This window comes from Streptomyces hygroscopicus subsp. hygroscopicus (assembly GCF_001553455.1).
Lineage (GTDB): Bacteria > Actinomycetota > Actinomycetes > Streptomycetales > Streptomycetaceae > Streptomyces > Streptomyces hygroscopicus.
The window spans coordinates 30,626-48,970 of record NZ_BBOX01000081.1 but is presented as its reverse complement, the minus strand read 5'-3'; the positions used below and the strand labels follow the sequence as shown (position 1 = coordinate 48,970).

Annotated in this window: 15 protein-coding genes and 2 tRNA genes; 15 read left to right on the top strand and 2 right to left on the bottom strand. The window is 71.6% G+C overall.

Annotated features, from left to right (window positions below; all coding sequences use genetic code 11):
- Positions 1-157: 157 nt before the first annotated feature.
- On the bottom strand, positions 158-2,269 hold the full coding sequence (locus AXW62_RS09000) for a hypothetical protein (protein ID WP_060944027.1): 2,112 nt from the start codon (positions 2,267-2,269) through the stop codon (positions 158-160).
- A 564-nt stretch (positions 2,270-2,833) separates the two neighbouring features.
- On the opposite strand from AXW62_RS09000, the gene proB reads away from it, so the two are divergent.
- The 5 genes from proB to AXW62_RS08975 all read left to right on the top strand — a co-directional run bounded on the left by proB (position 2,834) and on the right by AXW62_RS08975 (position 8,029).
- Positions 2,834-3,967 (top strand): glutamate 5-kinase, encoded by a 1,134-nt coding sequence (gene proB / locus AXW62_RS08995; RefSeq protein ID WP_107406249.1) that lies wholly within the window; start codon positions 2,834-2,836, stop codon positions 3,965-3,967.
- Between the two features lie 211 nt (positions 3,968-4,178).
- Complete coding sequence (locus tag AXW62_RS08990; RefSeq protein WP_060944025.1) at positions 4,179-4,649, top strand: DUF8830 family protein; 471 nt, start codon at positions 4,179-4,181, stop codon at positions 4,647-4,649.
- 91 nt (positions 4,650-4,740) lie between these two features.
- On the top strand, positions 4,741-6,039 hold the full coding sequence (locus tag AXW62_RS08985; protein WP_030835590.1) for a glutamate-5-semialdehyde dehydrogenase: 1,299 nt from the start codon (positions 4,741-4,743) through the stop codon (positions 6,037-6,039).
- Positions 6,040-6,212: 173 nt separating this feature from the next.
- Positions 6,213-6,836, top strand: a complete 624-nt coding sequence (locus AXW62_RS08980; protein ID WP_060944037.1) for an SCO2584 family spore wall biosynthesis protein — start codon at positions 6,213-6,215, stop codon at positions 6,834-6,836.
- 116 nt (positions 6,837-6,952) lie between these two features.
- Positions 6,953-8,029 (top strand): SCO2583 family membrane protein, encoded by a 1,077-nt coding sequence (locus tag AXW62_RS08975; protein ID WP_060944024.1) that lies wholly within the window; start codon positions 6,953-6,955, stop codon positions 8,027-8,029.
- A gap of 285 nt (positions 8,030-8,314) precedes the next feature.
- Here the strand turns inward: AXW62_RS08975 and AXW62_RS08970 are convergent, their stop codons facing one another.
- On the bottom strand, positions 8,315-9,556 hold the full coding sequence (locus AXW62_RS08970; RefSeq protein WP_060944023.1) for a M48 family metallopeptidase: 1,242 nt from the start codon (positions 9,554-9,556) through the stop codon (positions 8,315-8,317).
- Between the two features lie 105 nt (positions 9,557-9,661).
- Between AXW62_RS08970 and AXW62_RS43815 the strand changes: the two genes are divergently transcribed.
- The 10 genes from AXW62_RS43815 to leuS all read left to right on the top strand — a co-directional run bounded on the left by AXW62_RS43815 (position 9,662) and on the right by leuS (position 18,313).
- On the top strand, positions 9,662-9,814 hold the full coding sequence (locus AXW62_RS43815) for a hypothetical protein (RefSeq protein WP_037647057.1): 153 nt from the start codon (positions 9,662-9,664) through the stop codon (positions 9,812-9,814).
- A 138-nt stretch (positions 9,815-9,952) separates the two neighbouring features.
- Positions 9,953-10,120: a hypothetical protein gene (locus tag AXW62_RS44415; RefSeq protein ID WP_030835578.1), complete on the top strand. Its 168-nt coding sequence runs from the start codon at positions 9,953-9,955 to the stop codon at positions 10,118-10,120.
- A gap of 59 nt (positions 10,121-10,179) precedes the next feature.
- On the top strand, positions 10,180-10,791 hold the full coding sequence (gene nadD, locus AXW62_RS08965) for a nicotinate-nucleotide adenylyltransferase (RefSeq protein WP_060944022.1): 612 nt from the start codon (positions 10,180-10,182) through the stop codon (positions 10,789-10,791).
- A gap of 10 nt (positions 10,792-10,801) precedes the next feature.
- Positions 10,802-12,610 carry an LCP family protein gene (locus AXW62_RS08960; RefSeq protein WP_060944021.1) on the top strand — a complete coding sequence of 603 codons (1,809 nt, stop codon included), beginning with the start codon at positions 10,802-10,804 and terminating at the stop codon, positions 12,608-12,610.
- A 125-nt stretch (positions 12,611-12,735) separates the two neighbouring features.
- Positions 12,736-13,176 carry a ribosome silencing factor gene (gene rsfS, locus AXW62_RS08955; protein WP_060944020.1) on the top strand — a complete coding sequence of 147 codons (441 nt, stop codon included), beginning with the start codon at positions 12,736-12,738 and terminating at the stop codon, positions 13,174-13,176.
- Complete coding sequence (locus AXW62_RS08950) at positions 13,173-13,826, top strand: histidine phosphatase family protein (protein WP_060944019.1); 654 nt, start codon at positions 13,173-13,175, stop codon at positions 13,824-13,826. Before rsfS ends, AXW62_RS08950 begins: the two co-directional genes overlap by 4 nt.
- 72 nt (positions 13,827-13,898) lie before the next feature.
- A tRNA-Ala gene (locus AXW62_RS08945) sits at positions 13,899-13,971 on the top strand.
- 778 nt (positions 13,972-14,749) lie between these two features.
- The gene (locus AXW62_RS08940; protein WP_030835565.1) at positions 14,750-14,983 is read left to right on the top strand and encodes a hypothetical protein; all 234 of its coding nucleotides are present in this window, start codon (positions 14,750-14,752) and stop codon (positions 14,981-14,983) included.
- A gap of 102 nt (positions 14,984-15,085) precedes the next feature.
- A tRNA-Ala gene (locus tag AXW62_RS08935) sits at positions 15,086-15,158 on the top strand.
- Positions 15,159-15,436: 278 nt separating this feature from the next.
- On the top strand, positions 15,437-18,313 hold the full coding sequence (leuS, locus tag AXW62_RS08930; RefSeq protein ID WP_060944018.1) for a leucine--tRNA ligase: 2,877 nt from the start codon (positions 15,437-15,439) through the stop codon (positions 18,311-18,313).
- Positions 18,314-18,345 lie beyond the last annotated feature (32 nt).

Sequence of the window (18,345 nt, the reverse complement as noted above, 5' to 3'; positions counted from 1 at the left end):
CCCCCGACGCCCAGAGCCCCGACACGGGCCCTGGGCGGGCTTCTCGGGGCCTTTCGGCGGATGGCACGGGGAAGGGCCCGGGAGTAATCTCCCGGGCCCTTCCCCATGCCGTCTCGGCGGTCGCGCTCACCGGCGTGTGTGCGGCCGGTCCGGAGCCTCAGACCGTCGCGCTCTCCTCCGTCTCCGGAGCGCTGGACTCCAGCTCCATCTCCTCCGCCGCGTCCCGGGCCTCGCGCTGCGAGGGGATCTCGTCGGACAGCCGGGTGGCCATCCGCGCCCGGCGCTGGTCGGCCTTGTCGCACAGGTCCTGCGTGGCCCGGTTGAAGCGCACCAGCGACGGCGGGTCGGACGGGCCGAGCAGATGGACCTTCAGCTCGGCGCGGGCGGTCGCGAGGGTGTCCTTCCCGGGGTCGCGGACCGCCTCCAGCAGCCCGGCCACGCCCTTGGCGTCCGGCGTGAGGATCGTGGCGGCGCGCACGGTCGGGAAGCCCGCCCGGAACTCCTCCTCCGACATCCCGCTGGTGTTCGCCACCGCGTACGGCTTCTCGCTCGTCAGGTAGTCAGAAACCACGCTGGAGACATCGCTGATCAGCACGTCGGCCTGGTTGAAGCAGGCGAAGATGCCCGGCTGCGGACCGGTGATGATCTGGTGCTCCCAGACCGGCAGCGAGGCCCAGTACGCGCTCTCCCAGGCGGCCGTGGCCGCGGTGACGGCCGCCGCGCGGTCGCCGTCCGGGGCCCCCTGGAGCTTCATGCGCTCGATCTCGTCCGCGCTGGGGCGGAAGGAGGCGCTGGTGAGGCGGTTGAGCTCAGCGGCGCGCCGGGCCAGCTCGGCGGCGGCCTCCGGGCCGGGGCGGGCGCCGGAGCGCTTGCCGTTCGCCTCGGTGATCATCGCCATGATGCGCTCGTTGGCGCGGCCCGCACGCGGGTCGACGGAGCCGGTCATCGGGTGCGGCTTGTAGAGCAGGCGCACCTTGGGGTCGGCGAGCAGCTGGCGGACGATGTTCTCACCGGCCAGGATCACCGAGGTGTTGCCGGGGTTCCCGTCCCAGCCCTCCCAGGTCGGCGCGTACAGCACGGTCGTGAAGTGTTCGCCACCGGCGCCGCCGAGGGCTCCCGTGGGCACGCCCGCGTAGGGGCGGATGGGGGCCAGCTGCGGCCGGCCGACCTCCACGACGTCCTTGTCCTCGACGCCGATGTCGGCGAGCTGGTAGCGCTCGCGCGCCGCCGGACCCGCGACCCACACCTCGTCGTACGCCTTGGCGTACGGGTTGCAGCTGGAGAGCTTGTCGCTCTCGCCGTGGTTGATGAACGCGTGCTTGATCGACGGGATGCGCAGCACCTGGGAGGTCTTGCCGGAGTTCGCCGGGTGCAGCAGCACCTTGAGCGTCGAGTGCTCCAGGCGCATCAGGTGCGCGACCTTGGGGATGCAGATGATCGGCACGTCCGTCGCCTCGATCTTCTGCACCATGAACCGCTCACGGAGCACGATGAGCGGCTTGCCGTCGAGCGCGGAGAGCGTGGAGAGCCACATGTTCGCCTGGTATGCCGAGGTGGTGCCGCCGGAGAAGTACATCCCCACGGTCGGCTTGTAGTCGGCCAGCCACTTGTCCAGCCACTGCAGGGCCGCGGCCTCGTTCACCACGCGCTTGCGCGGCAGCATCCAGGTGGCGAGGTGGGCCGTGCCGCCGATGCCGATCAGCAGCGCGATCGCCAGGCCGGCGCCGCCCCAGACGGCGTTCTTGGTGGCGGCGGTGGCCAGCAGACCGGCGGTGGACGGGACCGCCAGACGCAGCAGCCGGCGCCCGTGCTGGCGGGCGAACAGCCGCGGCGGGGCCTCGCTCAGCCGCAGCGCGGAGGCGTCGATGTTGCGCGTGACGAACGGCAGCTGGCGGCTCCGGCGGACCAGGATGGCCGCCGCCTGGCAGGCGAAGTGCACCAGGTAGAACAGCAGCAGCCCCACGGTGAGCGGCGCCTGCTCGTGCAGGGGGTTGATGCCCTCGATCCGCAGCAGCCCGACCACGATGAGCATGTCGCGGAACAGCTGGCGCACCGTGACGTCGAGGCGGATCTTGCCCAGCAGCGACAGCAGTCCGGGCTGCTTGTGCTGCAGGAAGAGATCGAGCGCGAGACCACACGCCGAGGCGACGATGAAAAGCGGTACGTTCGGAAGCACGGCGCCGACGAGCTGTGTGGCGAAGAACACGAGCATCGCGAGCAACGCCGTCAGCTGTACGACCCGACGTGGGGCGATTCCGGCAGAGGGCACGGGGTGGGCTCCTGGCAGGAGAGCGACGGACTGAATGGGGGACCCCTGACCGTATGCCGACGCCCCGCCCGGTGACAATCCGCGCTGGTGCCAACCGGTCGCAATCGGTGTCAAAGGTGTCCCCGCGAGGTGTCCGCTGTGCGCCGCCGAGGCGTCCGTGGCGTGCCGGCGAGGTGTCCGCGGGCCCCGGGAGGTGTCCGCCGGGCCCGGCGAGGTGTCCGTGCGGTGTCCGTGGTGTGCCGTCCATGGTGTCCCGGTGAAGTGTCCGTGCGGTGTCCGTGGTGTGTCCGTGGCGTCCCCTGTGAGGCGTGTCCGCGGGGCCCCGTTGGGTGTCCGTGTGGTGTCCATGTGGTGTCCATGTGGTGTCCGCCGACCGCTCGGAGCGGCCCGTAGGGCGGTGTCCGGGGGCTGAAATGCCAAGGCGGGCCAGGCCCCGACTGTCGTAGATTGCCCACTTGTCATGATGAGTGTGTAGGGCATGCGTTTCTTCGGGACGTGTGGTGAGCCGGGGACGAGCGAGGGAGCGGCGTGGCGGAGCAGGACGGGTCGGCGCTACGGGACGAGGTGGCCGCCGCCCGCAGGATCGTGGTCAAGATCGGCTCGTCCTCCCTCACCACCGCGGCGGGGGGTCTGGACGCCGACCGCGTGGACGCGCTGGTCGACGTGGTCACCAAGGTGCTCGACGGCGGCGGTAAGGGCAGCGGCAAGAACGGCGGCAACGGCAAGGAGATAGTCCTGGTCTCCTCCGGCGCCATCGCCGCCGGGCTGGCGCCCCTGGGCCTGGACCGCCGCCCCCGCGACCTCGCCCGCCAGCAGGCCGCCGCGAGCGTCGGACAGGGGCTCCTGGTGGCCCGCTACACCGCTTCCTTCGCCCGCTACGGGCGGCGGGTCGGACAGGTGCTGCTCACCACGGACGACACCAGCCGCCGCGCCCACTACCGCAACGCCACCCGCACCCTGGACCAGCTGCTGGCCATGGGCGCGCTGCCGATCGTCAACGAGAACGACACGGTGGCCACGGACGAGATCCGGTTCGGCGACAACGACCGGCTCGCGGCCCTGGTCGCCCATCTCGTACGGGCGGATCTGCTGGTGCTGCTCTCCGATGTGGACGGCCTGTACGACGGGGACCCCAGGACCCCCGGCGCCTCCCGGATCGAGGAGGTCCGGGGCCCCGCGGACCTGGACGGCGTCTCCATCGGCAGCGCGGGCCGCTCCGGGGTGGGCACCGGTGGCATGGTCACCAAGGTGGAGGCGGCGCGGATCGCCGCCGCGGCCGGGGTCCCGGTGGTGCTCACCTCCGCCAGCCGGGCCGGTGACGCCCTGTTCGGCCGCCGTACGGGCACGTTCTTCCACCGCACCGGCCGCCGCTCCGCGAACCGGCTGCTGTGGCTGGCCCACGCCTCCGCGCCGCGCGGCGCCCTCACCCTGGACGACGGGGCGGTACGGGCCGTCGTGGAGCGCCGCACCTCGCTGCTGCCGGCCGGGATCGCGGGCGTGGAGGGGGAATTCACCGCCGGTGACCCGGTCGAGCTGAGGGACACCGGGGGCCGTCCGGTGGCCCGTGGCCTGGTCAACTTCGATGCCAAGGAGATCCCCCAGCTGATCGGCCGGTCCACCCGGGACCTGGCCCGGGAGCTCGGCCCGGCCTACGAGCGCGAAGTGGTCCACCGCGACGACCTCGTCGTCCTGGACTGAGCCGCTCCGCGGCCGAACCGAGCTTCCGAAAAACCTCAAAAGCGCCCCGCGGGCGGGCGGGGGCTGGTCAACTTTGTTCAACGGGGTCGCGCGGGGCAGCGCACCCGCTGTGGGAGACGCGGCGGCGACCGAGCGGTATGCCGCGCCTACGGCACCGTCACGAGTGCTCCGCCCGCGCGTGAGCGGAGCAGCGAGTTACAGGAGGCCGCCGGTGAGACGAGGGCGCCCGGGGGCGTCGCCCGGAGGGGCGGCGGAGCGCACCCTGACCAGTGTCGGAGCGGGCGACGGCGACGCCGCGGCGGACGGCGGCGCCGTGGCGCGCGGTGCCGGGCGCGGCGAGGCGTCCCGGCTGTGGCACATCACGCTCAGCGTCTCGGGGAACGAGGCGCCGCTGAGGGAGGTCCGCAGGGCCCTGGAACAGCTGGCCCACGACCATCCCTTCCTGCTGACCAGCCGCTACGCCAACGATCACGCCGAGATCCGCTACTGGGAGGAGGCCCGTGATCTGCACGACGCCGCGGCGGTCGCGCTGCGGCTGTGGGGCGAGCACCGCTCCTCGGCCAGGCTGCCGCCCTGGGAGATCGTGGGGCTCGAGGTCATCGACCGCGATACGTATCACCAGCGGGTCGCCGAGGGGTACGGACCGCCGCCGGCCTCCCCGGTGGGCGTACACCCGTTCTGAGGACGGAGGTACGGCACCGAGATGTGAGAATGCCATCTCGAACTACGGAATAGCACGCGGTTCCCGGCCGTCGGCTCAGTAGGCTTCCTGCATGACCAGCGCACCCACGTCGCCGCTCACCGACCCCTGGCCGAAGTCCCCGGTCCTCCAGGCCGCCTACCGGGCCCGTGCCGCGGCCGCCGATCTCGCCCCGCTGCCCCGTGCCGTCAAGGACGACGCGCTGCTCGCGATGGCCGACGCGCTCGAGGTGCGCACCAAGGAGATCGTCGAGGCCAACGCGGCCGATGTGGCGCGGGCCCGGGAGGCCGGCACCAGCGAGGCCATCGTCGACCGGCTGACGCTCACCCCGGAGCGGGTGCGGGCCATCGCCTCCGATGTCCGCGACGTGGTCGCGCTGCCCGACCCGGTCGGCGAGGTGGTGCGCGGCTCCACGCTGCCCAACGGGATCGACCTGCGCCAGGTGCGGGTGCCGCTCGGCGTCGTCGGGATCATCTACGAGGCCCGGCCGAACGTGACGGTGGACGCCGCCGCGCTCTGCCTGAAGTCCGGCAACGCGGTGCTGCTGCGCGGCTCCTCGTCGGCGTCCCACTCCAACGCCGCGCTGGTGAAGGTCCTGCGGGACGCCGTCGGCGGGGCCGGGCTGCCCGCGGACGCCGTGCAGCTGGTGCCGGGGGAGAGCCGGGAGTCGGTGCGCGAGCTGATGCGCGCCCGCGGCCTGGTGGACGTGCTGATCCCGCGCGGCGGTGCCTCCCTCATCCGTACGGTCGTCGAGGAGTCCACGGTCCCGGTCATCGAGACCGGCACCGGCAACTGCCATGTGTACGTGGACGCCGACGCCGACCTCGACATGGCGGTCGAGATCCTGGTGAACTCCAAGGCCCAGCGGCCGAGCGTGTGCAACGCGGCCGAGACGCTGCTGGTGCACCAGGACATCGCCCCCCGGTTCCTGCCCCGCGCGCTGGACGCGCTGGCCGAGGCCGGGGTCACGGTCCACGCCGACGAGCGGGTCATCGCCCTCGCGGAGAGCTCCAAGGCCACGGTGGTCCCGGCGGTGGTCGAGGACTGGGAGACCGAGTACCTCTCGTACGACATCGCGGCGGCCGTCGTGGACTCCCTGGAGGCCGCGGTGGGCCACATCCGCCTGTGGTCCTCCGGGCACACCGAGGCCATCGTCACGTCCTCCCAGAAGGCCGCCCGCCGCTTCACCCAGCTGGTGGACTCCACCACGGTCGCCGTGAACGCCTCCACGCGGTTCACCGACGGCGGGCAGTTCGGCTTCGGCGCCGAGATCGGCATCTCCACCCAGAAGCTGCACGCCCGGGGGCCCATGGCGCTGCCCGAGCTGACCTCGACCAAGTACATCGTCACCGGCGACGGCCACACCCGCTGACTCACCCGTTCGGGGGATACCGCTTCCCGGCGGCGCCGGGGCGGACCTTCCCCGGACCGGGGGCGGATCTTCTCCGAACCAGGGGGCGGATCTTTCCCGGACCGGGGGGCGGATCTTCCCCCGAATACCATTTCACCCTGCCCAAATTGACCCATCCGGTCTACTCTGAATGGGTGCCGGACGACGTGGGGGGCAAGCCGTTCCCGAACGGCGACGAGCCCGACGACCGCAGCCACGGCGAGTCGAACGACGAGTTCGCCGCCGTGGTCTTCGACGAGGACTTCGTACGGGCGGCCCCGGTCCATGAGCCCACTGCCATCGAGCGGATGCTGGCCGCCGCGGAGGCCCGTGCCGAGGCCGAGGCGTCCCGGCGCCGCAGGCTCGGCGTACCTCCCGAGGACGAGCTCTTCGAGGACGGCTACGGCCCGGAGACCGAGTTCTACGGCCCGGACGACCCCGGCCGCTTCGGCCCCGCCGGGGACGCGGACGACGCCTATGGCCCCTACGGGCGGTACGGCAGCGCGGGGCGTCCTTACCGCGGCCATGCGCGCTGGCACCGCCCGGTGGCCTGGCTGCTGGCCGTCCTCATGGGCATCGGCGTGGTCGCCCTGGCCTTCACAGCCGTCTACCGGGGCGCCTCGGGCAACCGCCAGGACCCCGCTCCGCCGCCCGCCACCACCGGTGTCGACGGCTCGCCCCCGGGGCAGCCGCGCCTGGAGCCGTCGGGTTCGGAGTCGGCCCCGGAGCCGGCCGGGTCCACGAGCCCGCCCGCCTCCGCCGTACCGCCGTCACAGTGACGTCCTCGCAGGTCGCCGACGTGTCGCGGGATATGAGGGGGTTCCTCCCCGGCTGTCTCCCAACTTGTGGAGTACCACGGCGTTTACCGTCGCCCCCGGCGACCTACTCTTGAGACATGACCGGGCGTGGAGACCCTCCCGAGGGGACACCCGATGGCGTCCCGGGAGGTGGTGAGGACGAGTACCGCTCCGTCGTTTTCGACGAGTCGTTCGTCCGTGCTGCCCGGCTCCAGGAACTCTCCGCCCAGGAGCGCATGGGCGAGCACGCGCAGGCGGTGCGCAGCCGGCACGCCTGGGCCAGGGCCGGGGCGTCGCGCCAGGCCATCGCGCTCATCCTGCTGATCGCCGTCGCCTTCGCCACGGCCGTCTATATGGGGGTGCGCCACCCGTACCGGGCGCCGCAGCCGCAGGCCGTCGAACCGCTGCGCAGCAGTGTGGTGCCGCTCGCACCGCGCGGTGAGGTGCCCGGGGGGCCGCCGGACCGGCTGTTCCGCACCAGCCCGGCCGCCGAGTTCCGCACCGGCGCGGAAGGCGTCACCGTGCCCGGCGCCCGCCGGACCCGGAGCTTCTCCGAGAGCCAGGTGATGGCGGCGCTCACCACGGCCAAGGAGTACGTGGTCAAGTCCGCCATCGACCCGAGCGTGCTCACCGGCGGCCCGGTGCAGGCCGTAAGGCTGCTGCTGGACCCGGCCCAGCAGACCCAGTTCGACCAGAGTTTCGCACACCCGGTCGACGACGGACGGCATGCGGCCATCGGCTGGCTGACCCGCTTCAACCCGGCCGAGGTGACCCTGGCCGACACCCCGGTACGGGTCCGCGGCACCCTTACCGTTCTCGAGCGCAGCCCCGCGACCCTGGAGATCGCCGCCGACCACGTCTTCGTCTACGCGGTCCAGCGGGCCCACGAGCGCGGACCGGACCACGCCTCCCTGTACACCGTGCGCCGTGAGACACGGTTCCGCTTCGACCGTGACGATCTGCGCGACCACCATGTGGAGCTGGTGCAGAGCGCCGTCATGGCGGGCCCGCAGGCATGCGCCGCGAACGCCGCCGGCTATCTGCGGCCCCTGCTCGCCGGCCAGAGCGCCAAGGGCGACGCCCCCACCGGCACCAACCCGTACACCAGGGGCCGCACCCCGGTCTCGCTGTGCGGCGTCCTGGCCCCGGGGACCCAGCCCACCCTGAACGGGTAGTCCTGGCCGAGGGGAACGGGAGGTCCTGCCCGAGGGCCTTCAGGGGGCGCCGCGGGCCCGTCCGCCCCACTGGGGTGCGCGTCTCGGGCCCGGCCGTTGTCCCGGGCCCGCCCGGTCCGTCTGGGGCCCGTCTCGGGCGGTCTGCCCCGCCCGGCCCGCCCGGGGGCCGTTTCGGGCGGTCTGCCCCGCCCGTCCTGTCTGCGGCCCTGGGGCCCCTGGGCCGGTCTCTCGGACACAGGGGCCCCAGGGCCCGTCCGTGGGCGCGGGGGCCCTCTCCGGGGCGTCTCAGCGCTTCGGCGGGGTGTCTCCGGGCTCGTCGCCCCCCGGCCGCTGCTCCGGCCCGTCCCCCGGCCGCTGGTCCTCGGACGCGTCACCGGGCCGCCGGTCCTCGGATCGCCGGTCCTCGGACGCGTCCCCGGGCTCCTCCCGGGGCGGCGTGTGGTCCTCCGGGGTCTGCCCGCCCGGCTTGCCCCCGCCGCCGGTGAACCGGTCGCGCAGCTTGCTGCCCAGGTCCCCGGCGCCGCCCGCCACGTCCCTGACGAAGGCGAACAGCGGGTCCTTGCTGCTGCGGACCGACTCGCGGTAGTGGTTCGCCGACTCCCGGAGCGAGTCGCTGACCGAGGTGTCCTTGTCCTCGTCGCGCCGCGGGTAGTGACCGTCCATGAGCCGCTGGTAGTCGCGGGTCGCGGCCCACTTCTTGAGTTCGGCGGCGCGCACGGTGGTGAACGGGTGGCTGCGCGGCAGCATGTTCATGATCTTGAGGACGGAGTCCCGCAGATCGCCGCTCGACTCGTACTCCTCCGCCTGCTCCAGGAACGCGTCCACGTTCATCTCATGGAGGTGGTGGCCGCCCGCGAGCTTCATCAGCCCGCGCATCGAGGCCCGCAGATCCTGCCCGACCAGCAGCCCCGCCCGGTCGGCCGACAGCTCCGACTTGCGGAACCACTCCCGCAGCGCCGTCACCAGCGCCAGCACCGCCACATTGCCGAGCGGGATCCAGGCGACCTTCAGCGCGAGGTTGGTGAGGAACAGCAGTATCGTCCGGTAGACGGAGTGCCCCGACAGGGCGTGGCCCACCTCATGGCCGATGACCGCCCGCATCTCCTCCTCGTCGAGCAGTTCGACCAGTCCGGTGGAGATCACGATGATCGGCGCGTCCATGCCGATGCACATCGCGGTCGGCTGCGGGTTCTGGGTGACGTACATGGCCGGAACCCGCTCCAGGTCCAGGATGTAGCAGGCGTCCCGCAGCATGTCGTGGAGATGGGCGAACTGCCGCTCGCTCACCCGCACCGAATCGGACAGGTAGAGCAGCCGCAGGCTCCGCTCCGGCAGCAGACCGCTCATCGCCTTGAAGACCGTGTCGAAACCGGTCAGCTTGCGCAGCGCGACCAGCGCGGAGCGGTCCGCCGGATGCTCGTACGCCCGTGAGGAGATGCCGGGGAACCGCCGCCGCTCCCGGCCGGGCACATGCTCCCGGGCGCCTCCCGCCCCGTTTCCGCCACCGGTCTGGTGAATGTCGCTCATCTGGCCCCCTCGTTCGATTGCCCCTCGACGGGGCCGCCCGGTCCGGCCACCTCGTCCGGCGGCCCCCAGCCTAGGCCCTGGGCGGCCGGGGGTTAGCGTGGAGACATGCCCGACATGACTGGCCTCACCGAAGTCCTCGCCGCCACCTCCCACAGCAACGACGGTCCGGGGGCGCTGCTGCGCATCGTCATCGTGGTCGGTGTCGTGGGCGCCGCGCTGCTCGCCTGGCTCCTGCTGCGCGGGTACAAGCAGGACTGACCGCGGGGCCGGGGGCCGGCCACCGCCCCGCCGGCGGGGCGGGGCCCGAAGCAGGACGGACATCAGGATCGAAAACCGCCTCGCATACGATGTGGCCGACGTGTTGTGACGCCCAGACCCGGATAGGTATTGCCTGCGATGACCGCTATCAGCACCGCACACGCTGCCCTGACCACGCTCGCGTCCGAGGGCGGTGAGCACACCGACACCCACCCGAGCATCAGCCCGTTCATGACCGGCGGTGCGGCCCTGGTGATCCTGTTCCTGCTGCTGTGGATCACCACGCGTTTCAACCGGGACCGCTGACCTGGGCACTAGCCCCCATGGGCCCCGGCTCCGGGCCGGGCCCAGTAGGGTCTGCACGCATGGAAGAGCAGAAAGGGTCCGGTAAGCGGCGACTCGGTGTGATGGGCGGGACGTTCGACCCGATCCACCACGGTCACCTGGTCGCGGCGAGCGAGGTGGCCTCGCAGTTCCACCTCGACGAGGTGGTGTTCGTGCCGACCGGTCAGCCCTGGCAGAAGAGCCACAAGAAGGTCTCCCCGGCCGAGGACCGCTATCTGATGACGGTCATCGCGACCGCCTCGAACCCGCAGTTCTCGGTCAGCCGCATCGACATCGACCGCGGCGGCCCGACCTACACCACCGACACGCTCCGGGAACTGCGTGCGCTCAACGGTGACGCCGATCTGTTCTTCATCACCGGAGCCGACGCACTCGCCCAGATCCTCACCTGGCGCGACGCCGAAGAGCTCTTCTCGCTGGCCCACTTCATCGGGGTGACCAGACCCGGGCACATACTGGCCGACCCGGGGCTGCCGGAGGGCGGGGTGTCGCTGGTCGAGGTCCCGGCACTGGCGATCTCGTCATCGGACTGCCGGGCGCGGGTCGCTCACGGCGACCCCGTCTGGTACCTGGTGCCGGACGGCGTGGTGCGCTACATCGACAAGCGCGAGCTGTACCGGCACGACTGCTGAAGGGGTACCGGTGAACGACCGGCAGGACTCGTACGACCCGTACGCACAGGACCCGTACGGCCAGGAGCACCCGCAGATCTACGGCTATGACGCCTACGGACGTCCCGTGTACCAGCCGCAGGCGGCGCAGCAGCAGGGATACGACCCGTATGACCCGTATGCGCAGCAGCAGCCGCAGTACGGGCAGCAACAGCACGACGGGTACGGCTACGACCCCTACACCCAGCCGGAGCACCACCAGCAGCACACCCAGACGCACGGTTACGACCCGTACGCTCCGCAGCAACAGCAACAGCAACAGCAACAGCAACAGCAACAGCAGGACCAGTACCAGGGCCACTACCAGACCCAGGAGCACCAGTACCAGCAACAGCCACAGCCAGAGCCACAGGGCTACGGCTACCCGACGGCCGCCGCCCCGACCGTCCCCCCGCAGCGCGAGTCCAACCCCTATGAGGAGCTGAGCCCGGAGCAGCTGCGCGGCGCGGCCGACACGTCCCCGGCCGAGGAGCCCCGGTCCGCGGAGCCGGAGCGGCCCCGGGATTCCGGCCAGGAGGAGTACCGCACCGAGCAGTTCTCCTTCGTCGAGGAGGAGAACGAGGACTCCGACGACGTCATCGACTGGCTGAAGTTCGCCGAGACCCGTTCCGAACGCCGTGACGAGCGCCGCCGTAAGGGCCGCAACCGCCTCATCGCGCTGGTCGTGGTCCTGGCCGTCGCCGTCGTGGGCGGGGTCGGCTTCCTCTGGTACGCGGGCAAGCTCCCGGGGCTGTCCGGCGGCTCCGGGGACCAGGCGGCCGCGGGCGGGCCGCAGCAGCGCGATGTGATCGTCGTCCATCTGCGCGAGACCAAGGGCGGGCGTTCCTCCACGGCCCTGCTGGTGGACAACGAGACCACCAAGAAGGGCACCACCGTGCTGCTGCCGAACTCGCTGGCCGTCTCCACCGAGGACGGCGCCTCCACCACACTCGGCAAGTCGGTGACCGACGAGGGCTCCGACTCCACCCGGGACTCCCTGAGCACCCTGCTGGGCTCGAAGATCCAGGGCACCTGGCGGCTGGACACGCCGTATCTGGAGAACCTCGTCGAACTGGTCGGCGGGATCACCCTCGACGCCGACGCGACCGTCCCCAGCCCGGAGAAGGGCCAGGATCCGCTGGTCAAGCGGGGCAAGGACCAGATGCTGGGCGGCCAGGCGGCCGTGGCGTACGCCACCTACCGCGCGCCCGGCGAGGCGCAGACCAAACAGCTCGCGCGGTTCGGACAGGTCATGCACGCGGCGCTGAAGAAGCTCTCCAGCGATGCCAAGGACGCCACCAGCACCGTGGAGTCGCTGGCCCAGATCCCCGACCCCTCGCTGTCCGAGCAGCAGCTCGGCGCGTCGCTGGCCAAGCTGGCCGAGCAGGCCAAGACCGGCGCGTACGACACCACCACGCTGCCGGTCCAGCCGGACGGGACGCTCAGCAGCCAGGCGACCGACCATGTGGTCAAGGACATCCTCGGCGGCACGGTCAAGAACACCGACAAGAGCACCGCGCCCCGGGTCAGCGTGACCAACGCCGGAGGCCCCGAGGACGCCTCGAGCGCCGCGCGGGTCGCGCTGGTCAACGGCGGCTTCACGGTCGTCACGGCCACCGAGAGCGGCGGTACGCCGCAGCCGGCCTCGCAGGTGACCTACGCGGACGCCGCGCAGGCGGGGCAGGCCAAGGAGGTCGCCAAGACGCTCGGGCTGCCCGCGACCGCGGTGAAGAAGGGCAAGGGCGCGGCCAACGCGGACATCACCGTCCTCCTGGGCCCGGACTACGACGCCAAGGGCTGAGCCGGACATCCCGGGCACCCCGGGCATCCCGGGCGGCCGATTCTCGGCCGCCCGGGGTGACGGTGGGGCGTGAGACCCTGGGGGGAGCCAGACCTTCGAGGTACCACCGACCGAAAGCCTTGCCTGTGACCGCCACGGACCGCTCCGTCGAGCTCATCAATGCCGCCGCCCAGGCGGCCGCCGACAAGCTCGCGCACGACATCATCGCGTACGACGTCAGTGACGTGCTCTCCATCACCGATGCCTTCCTGCTGGCCTCGGCGCCCAACGACCGCCAGGTCAAGTCGATCGTCGACGAGATCGAGGAGCGGCTGAACAAGGACCTGGGCGCGAAGCCGGTGCGCCGCGAGGGCGACCGCGAGGCCCGCTGGGTGCTGCTGGACTACGTGGACATCGTGGTGCACGTCCAGCACAGCGAGGAGCGGGTGTTCTACGCCCTGGAGCGGCTCTGGAAGGACTGCCCGCAGCTGGAGCTGCCGGCCGACGCCGAGGCCACCCGGGGCAAGGCGGAGGAGTACGCGCAGGCGCAAGGCCCGGACGGTGGCGCGGGCGGTGAGCTGAGCTGAACGGCATCCAAGGCGGCCGTGGCCGCCGCATCGTCCTGTGGCGCCACGGTCAGACGGCCTGGAACATAGAGCGCCGTTTCCAGGGCTCCTTGGACATCGAGCTGACCGACACCGGTGTCGCGCAGGCGCACCGGGCGGCCCGGCTGCTGGCCGCCCTGAAGCCGGACGCGATCATCGCCTCCGATCTGAAGCGGGCGGCGGCCACGGCCGCCGAGCTGTCCGCCGTCACGGGTCTGTCGGTCACGCATGACGCGGGGCTGCGGGAGACCTACGCGGGCGCGTGGCAGGGGCTGACCCACGAGGAGATCGTCGAGCGCTTCGGCGAGCAGTACGCGGCGTGGAAGCGCGGCGAGCCGGTCCGGCGCGGCGGCGGTGAGCTGGAGGCCGAGGTCGCCGACCGGGCGGCGCCGGTGGTGCTGGAGAGCGCCGACAAGCTGCCGGACGACGGCACGCTCGTGGTGGTCAGCCACGGCGGCACCATCCGCACCACCATCGGCCGGCTGCTCGGCCTGGAGCCCTCGACCTGGGAGGCGCTGGGCGGGCTGTCCAACTGCTGCTGGTCGGTTCTGGGCGAGGGCGTGCGGGGCTGGCGGCTGCTGGAGCACAACGCCGGTTCGCTGCCCGAGCCGGTGCTCGGCGACGACGACTGAGCGGATTTCCTTTTCCGGCAGCTCACCAGCTATGCTCCTTCTCGTTCGAAGCGCTCCGGCGCAGCGAAGAGCGGGGCTATAGCTCAGTTGGTAGAGCGCCTGCATGGCATGCAGGAGGTCAGGAGTTCAATTCTCCTTAGCTCCACACGACCACGATCCCGCCTCCCTTGTCAGGGAGGCGGGATCGCCGCTTTCGGCGGCCCTGTCCGCGACCCCTGCTCGGCGGGCCCGGGACCTGGTTCCGCCCGGGACCGGCTCCCGCGCGCCGACGGCCCGTCACCGTAGCGCCGTCCCCACGCGCTGTTCCCATGTGCCATCCCCACGTGCTGTCCCCATGCGCCGTTCCCCTGGCTTCCGGTGCGGGGCCGTGCGTCCTGCGGCCCCCGCTCGCACGGGCGTTGACGACCGTAAGGGGGCATGGGGCGGTGGACAGCGGCGAGTTCCGGCGATGTGGGCTCAACTCGGCCCGCCGGCCAGGGCCGGTGCTCCTGGCGGCGTGTTCTCCGAACGCGTCGGACGGTACGGTGCCCCGTAAGGATTCCTCCGCACACGCCCCGCGGGTGACCTGCGCCGCCTTGGCCGGGCCGCGCCGCGCGGAGTACTGCGGAGTACTGATGAGTCTGGTGAGACGAGTGGGGAATCTCCGCTGACCTGCGCGTCGTCCCGTGGCAGAATCGGACGGCCGGAGGGGGATGGGGCCGACGTCCGATGGGGAGGGCAGGTGGGATGCCGACGAGCATCCTCGATGCGATCGAGGACCCGTCCCGCAGGGTGCGATTGGCCATGGTGTGCCCGTCGCACAGGGCGAGAGCGGACATGGCGTGCCCGTCCCGTGGCTCCGCGAAGGTGGCCCAGGTCCCCGGTGACAACGGCGGTGTTTCCTACGTGTGTACGGCCTGCGGACATAGCGGGAGCTGAGTGAGATGGGAGCCCACAGCCGGAAGTGCGACTGGTGCGGCACCGGCACACCGATCGTCCGCGACATGGAGCCGCTCAACTCCGACTACCAGTACTGGTGCGCGGAGTGCGCGCGGGCGCTGATCATCAGGGGCGACCCCATCGAGACGTACCGCGAGCTCGAGGGGGAACCGATCTACGGCCGGCTTCTCGACGAGCACTGCACGCTGAAGCGTTTCTATTCGTTCGCCACGGCGTAACGGGGCCCTGCTCCCGGCCCCCGGGGAATCGATTTGGCGGAAGGCCGGGGCATCCGTGTAATGTAGGCGTCGCCGCCGGGGAAACCGGGCGGAGCAGGACCTGGGGCTATAGCTCAGTTGGTAGAGCGCCTGCATGGCATGCAGGAGGTCAGGAGTTCAATTCTCCTTAGCTCCACATCGCGGAGGCGGGTCGTCCGGAAAGGGCGGCCCGCCTCCGGCATTGTGTGGCGGAGGCCACCTCCGTGCGGGTCGTCGGCGCCCTGCGGTAACCTGGCCCCATGCGTGCCGTACGCCTTCTGCTTAGCGGGCCGCGCTGATCAGCACCGACCGAGAACAGCTCCGGTCGGTATCAGCGCGGCGTCCCCTCCTGTGCGAGGGGTCTTTTTGTTTCGGAAGCGAGGGGCATCCGCTGCGTTGCCGCAGGCAGAGACGATCGATGGAGCTTTGAGGACCATGAGCGAGACCAATGCCGCGGCCGAGGTGGCCGCGCCGCACCGCTACACGGCCGCCTTGGCCGCCGACATCGAAGCCCGCTGGCAGGACTTCTGGGACGCGAACGGCACGTATGAGGCGCCCAACCCGAGCGGTGACCTGGCCGGCGACGCCGGGACGGCCGCCCGGCCCAAGAAGTTCGTCATGGACATGTTCCCCTACCCGTCCGGCGCCGGACTGCACGTGGGCCATCCGCTGGGCTACATCGCCACCGATGTGTTCGCCCGCTACCACCGCATGGCGGGCCACAACGTCCTGCACACCCTGGGCTTCGACGCCTTCGGCCTGCCCGCCGAGCAGTACGCGGTGCAGACCGGCACCCACCCCCGGGTCAGCACCGAGGCGAACATCGACAACATGCGGCGCCAGCTGCGCCGCCTGGGCCTGGGCCACGACCAGCGCCGCTCCTTCGCCACGATCGAGCCGGAGTACTACAAGTGGACCCAGTGGATCTTCGTGCAGATCTTCAATTCCTGGTACGACCCGGAGGCGAAGAAGGCACGCCCGATCGACACCCTGGCCGAGCAGTTCGCCTCCGGTGAGCGCGCCACCCCCGACGGACGCCCCTGGGGCGAGCTGACCGACGTCGAGCGCGCGGACGTGCTGGGCGAGTACCGCCTGGCCTACGCCTCGGACGCGCCCGTCAACTGGTGTCCCGGTCTGGGCACCGTGCTGGCCAACGAGGAGGTCACCGCCGACGGCCGCTCCGAGCGCGGCAACTTCCCGGTCTTCAAGGCCAAGCTGCGCCAGTGGAACATGCGGATCACCGCCTACGCGGACCGGCTGCTGGAGGACCTGGAGGCGCTGGACTGGCCCGAGGCCATCAAGCTGCAGCAGCGCAACTGGATCGGCCGCAGCGAGGGTGCCCGGGTGGACTTCCCCGTGGCCGGCCACCCCGACGCGAAGATCACGGTCTTCACCACCCGCCAGGACACCCTGTTCGGCGCGACCTACATGGTGCTGGCGCCCGAGCACGACCTGGTCGACGCCATCGTCCCGGCCGCCTGGCCGGAGGGCACCCACGAGGTGTGGACCGGCGGGCACGCCACCCCGGCCCAGGCGGTCGACGCCTACCGCAAGCAGGCCGCGGCCAAGTCGGACGTCGAGCGGCAGGCCGAGGTCAAGGAGAAGACCGGCGTCTTCACCGGCGCCTACGCGGTCAACCCGGTCAGCGGCGAACGGGTCCCGGTCTTCATCGCCGACTACGTCCTGATGGGCTACGGCACCGGCGCGATCATGGCCGTCCCGGCGCACGACAGCCGTGACTTCGCCTTCGCCCGCGCCTTCGAGCTGCCGATGCGCTGCGTCGTCCAGCCGTCGGACGACCGCGGCACCGACCCGTCGACCTGGGACGACGCATTCGCCTCGTACGACGCCACGATCGTCAACTCGGCGGGCGAGGGCGTCACCCTGGACGGGCTGGGCGTCGTCGAGGCCAAGGCCCGCATCACCGAGTGGCTGGAGGCCCGCTCCATCGGCGAGGGCACCGTCAACTACCGGCTGCGCGACTGGCTGTTCAGCCGTCAGCGGTACTGGGGCGAGCCCTTCCCCATCGTCTACGACGAGGACGGCGTGGCCCACGCGCTGCCCGAGTCGATGCTGCCGCTGGAACTGCCCGAGGTCGAGGACTACTCGCCGCGCACCTTCGACCCCGAGGACGCCGACACCTCCCCGGAGACCCCGCTGTCCCGGAACGAGGAGTGGGTCAACGTGGTGCTGGACCTGGGCGACGGCCGCGGCCCACGCCCGTACCGCCGCGAGACCAACACCATGCCCAACTGGGCCGGCTCCTGCTGGTACGAACTGCGCTACCTGGACCCGCACAACACCGAGCGGCTGGTCGACCCCGACATCGAGCGGTACTGGATGGGGCCGCGCGACGGGCAGCCGACCGGCGGCGTCGACCTGTACGTCGGCGGCGCCGAGCACGCCGTGCTGCACCTGCTGTACGCGCGCTTCTGGTCCAAGGTGCTGTACGACCTGGGGCACATCTCCTCGGCCGAGCCGTTCCACAAGCTGTACAACCAGGGCATGATCCAGGCCTATGTCTACCGGGACAAGCGCGGCATCGCGGTCCCGGCGGCGGAGGTCGAGGAGCGCGACGGCGCGTACTACTACCAGGGCGAGAAGGTCAGCCGCCTGCTGGGCAAGATGGGCAAGTCCCTGAAGAACGCCGTCACCCCGGACGAGATCTGCGCCGAGTACGGGGCCGACACGCTGCGCCTGTACGAGATGGCCATGGGCCCGCTGGACGTCTCGCGCCCCTGGGACACCCGCGCGGTGGTCGGCCAGTACCGGCTGCTGCAGCGGCTGTGGCGCAATGTCGTCGACGAGGGCACGGGAGAGGTCACCGTCGTCGACACCGAGCCCGACGAGGCGACGCTGCGCGCCCTGCACAAGGCGATCGACGGCGTCCGGCAGGACATGGAGGGCCTGCGCTTCAACACCGCCATCGCCAAGATCACCGAGCTGAACAACCACGTCACCAAGGTGCGCGAGGTGCCCCGCTCGGTGGCCGAGGGCCTGGTGCTGCTGATCTCGCCGCTGGCCCCGCATATCGCCGAGGAGCTGTGGCGGCGGCTGGGCCACTCGACGTCGGTCGTCCACGAGCCCTTCCCGGTCGCCGACCCGGCGTATGTCGTGGACGAGACCGTCACCTGTGTGGTGCAGGTCAAGGGCAAGGTCAAGGCCCGGCTGGAGGTCGCGCCCTCGGTCTCGGACGAGGAGCTGGAGGCGCTGGCGCTGGGCGATCCGGCGGTCGTGGCCGCGCTGAACGGCGCGGGCATCCGCAAGGTGATCGTGCGGGCGCCGAAGCTGGTCAACATCGTTCCGGCCTGACGGCGGGCCGGGGTCCCACGCATGGGCGGGTC

Excerpts from the sequence above, each read along its gene's own strand:
- AXW62_RS08940 (WP_030835565.1), top strand. The coding sequence starts at position 14,750 with ATGGGAGCCCACAGCCGGAAGTGCGACTGGTGCGGCACCGGCACACCG.
- AXW62_RS08975 (WP_060944024.1), top strand. The coding sequence starts at position 6,953 with ATGACCGGGCGTGGAGACCCTCCCGAGGGGACACCCGATGGCGTCCCG.
- AXW62_RS44415 (WP_030835578.1), top strand. The coding sequence starts at position 9,953 with ATGACCGCTATCAGCACCGCACACGCTGCCCTGACCACGCTCGCGTCC.
- AXW62_RS43815 (WP_037647057.1), top strand. The coding sequence starts at position 9,662 with ATGCCCGACATGACTGGCCTCACCGAAGTCCTCGCCGCCACCTCCCAC.
- AXW62_RS08985 (WP_030835590.1), top strand. The coding sequence starts at position 4,741 with ATGACCAGCGCACCCACGTCGCCGCTCACCGACCCCTGGCCGAAGTCC.
- nadD (WP_060944022.1), top strand. The coding sequence starts at position 10,180 with ATGGAAGAGCAGAAAGGGTCCGGTAAGCGGCGACTCGGTGTGATGGGC.
- leuS (WP_060944018.1), top strand. The coding sequence starts at position 15,437 with ATGAGCGAGACCAATGCCGCGGCCGAGGTGGCCGCGCCGCACCGCTAC.
- AXW62_RS08970 (WP_060944023.1), bottom strand. The coding sequence starts at position 9,556 with ATGAGCGACATTCACCAGACCGGTGGCGGAAACGGGGCGGGAGGCGCC.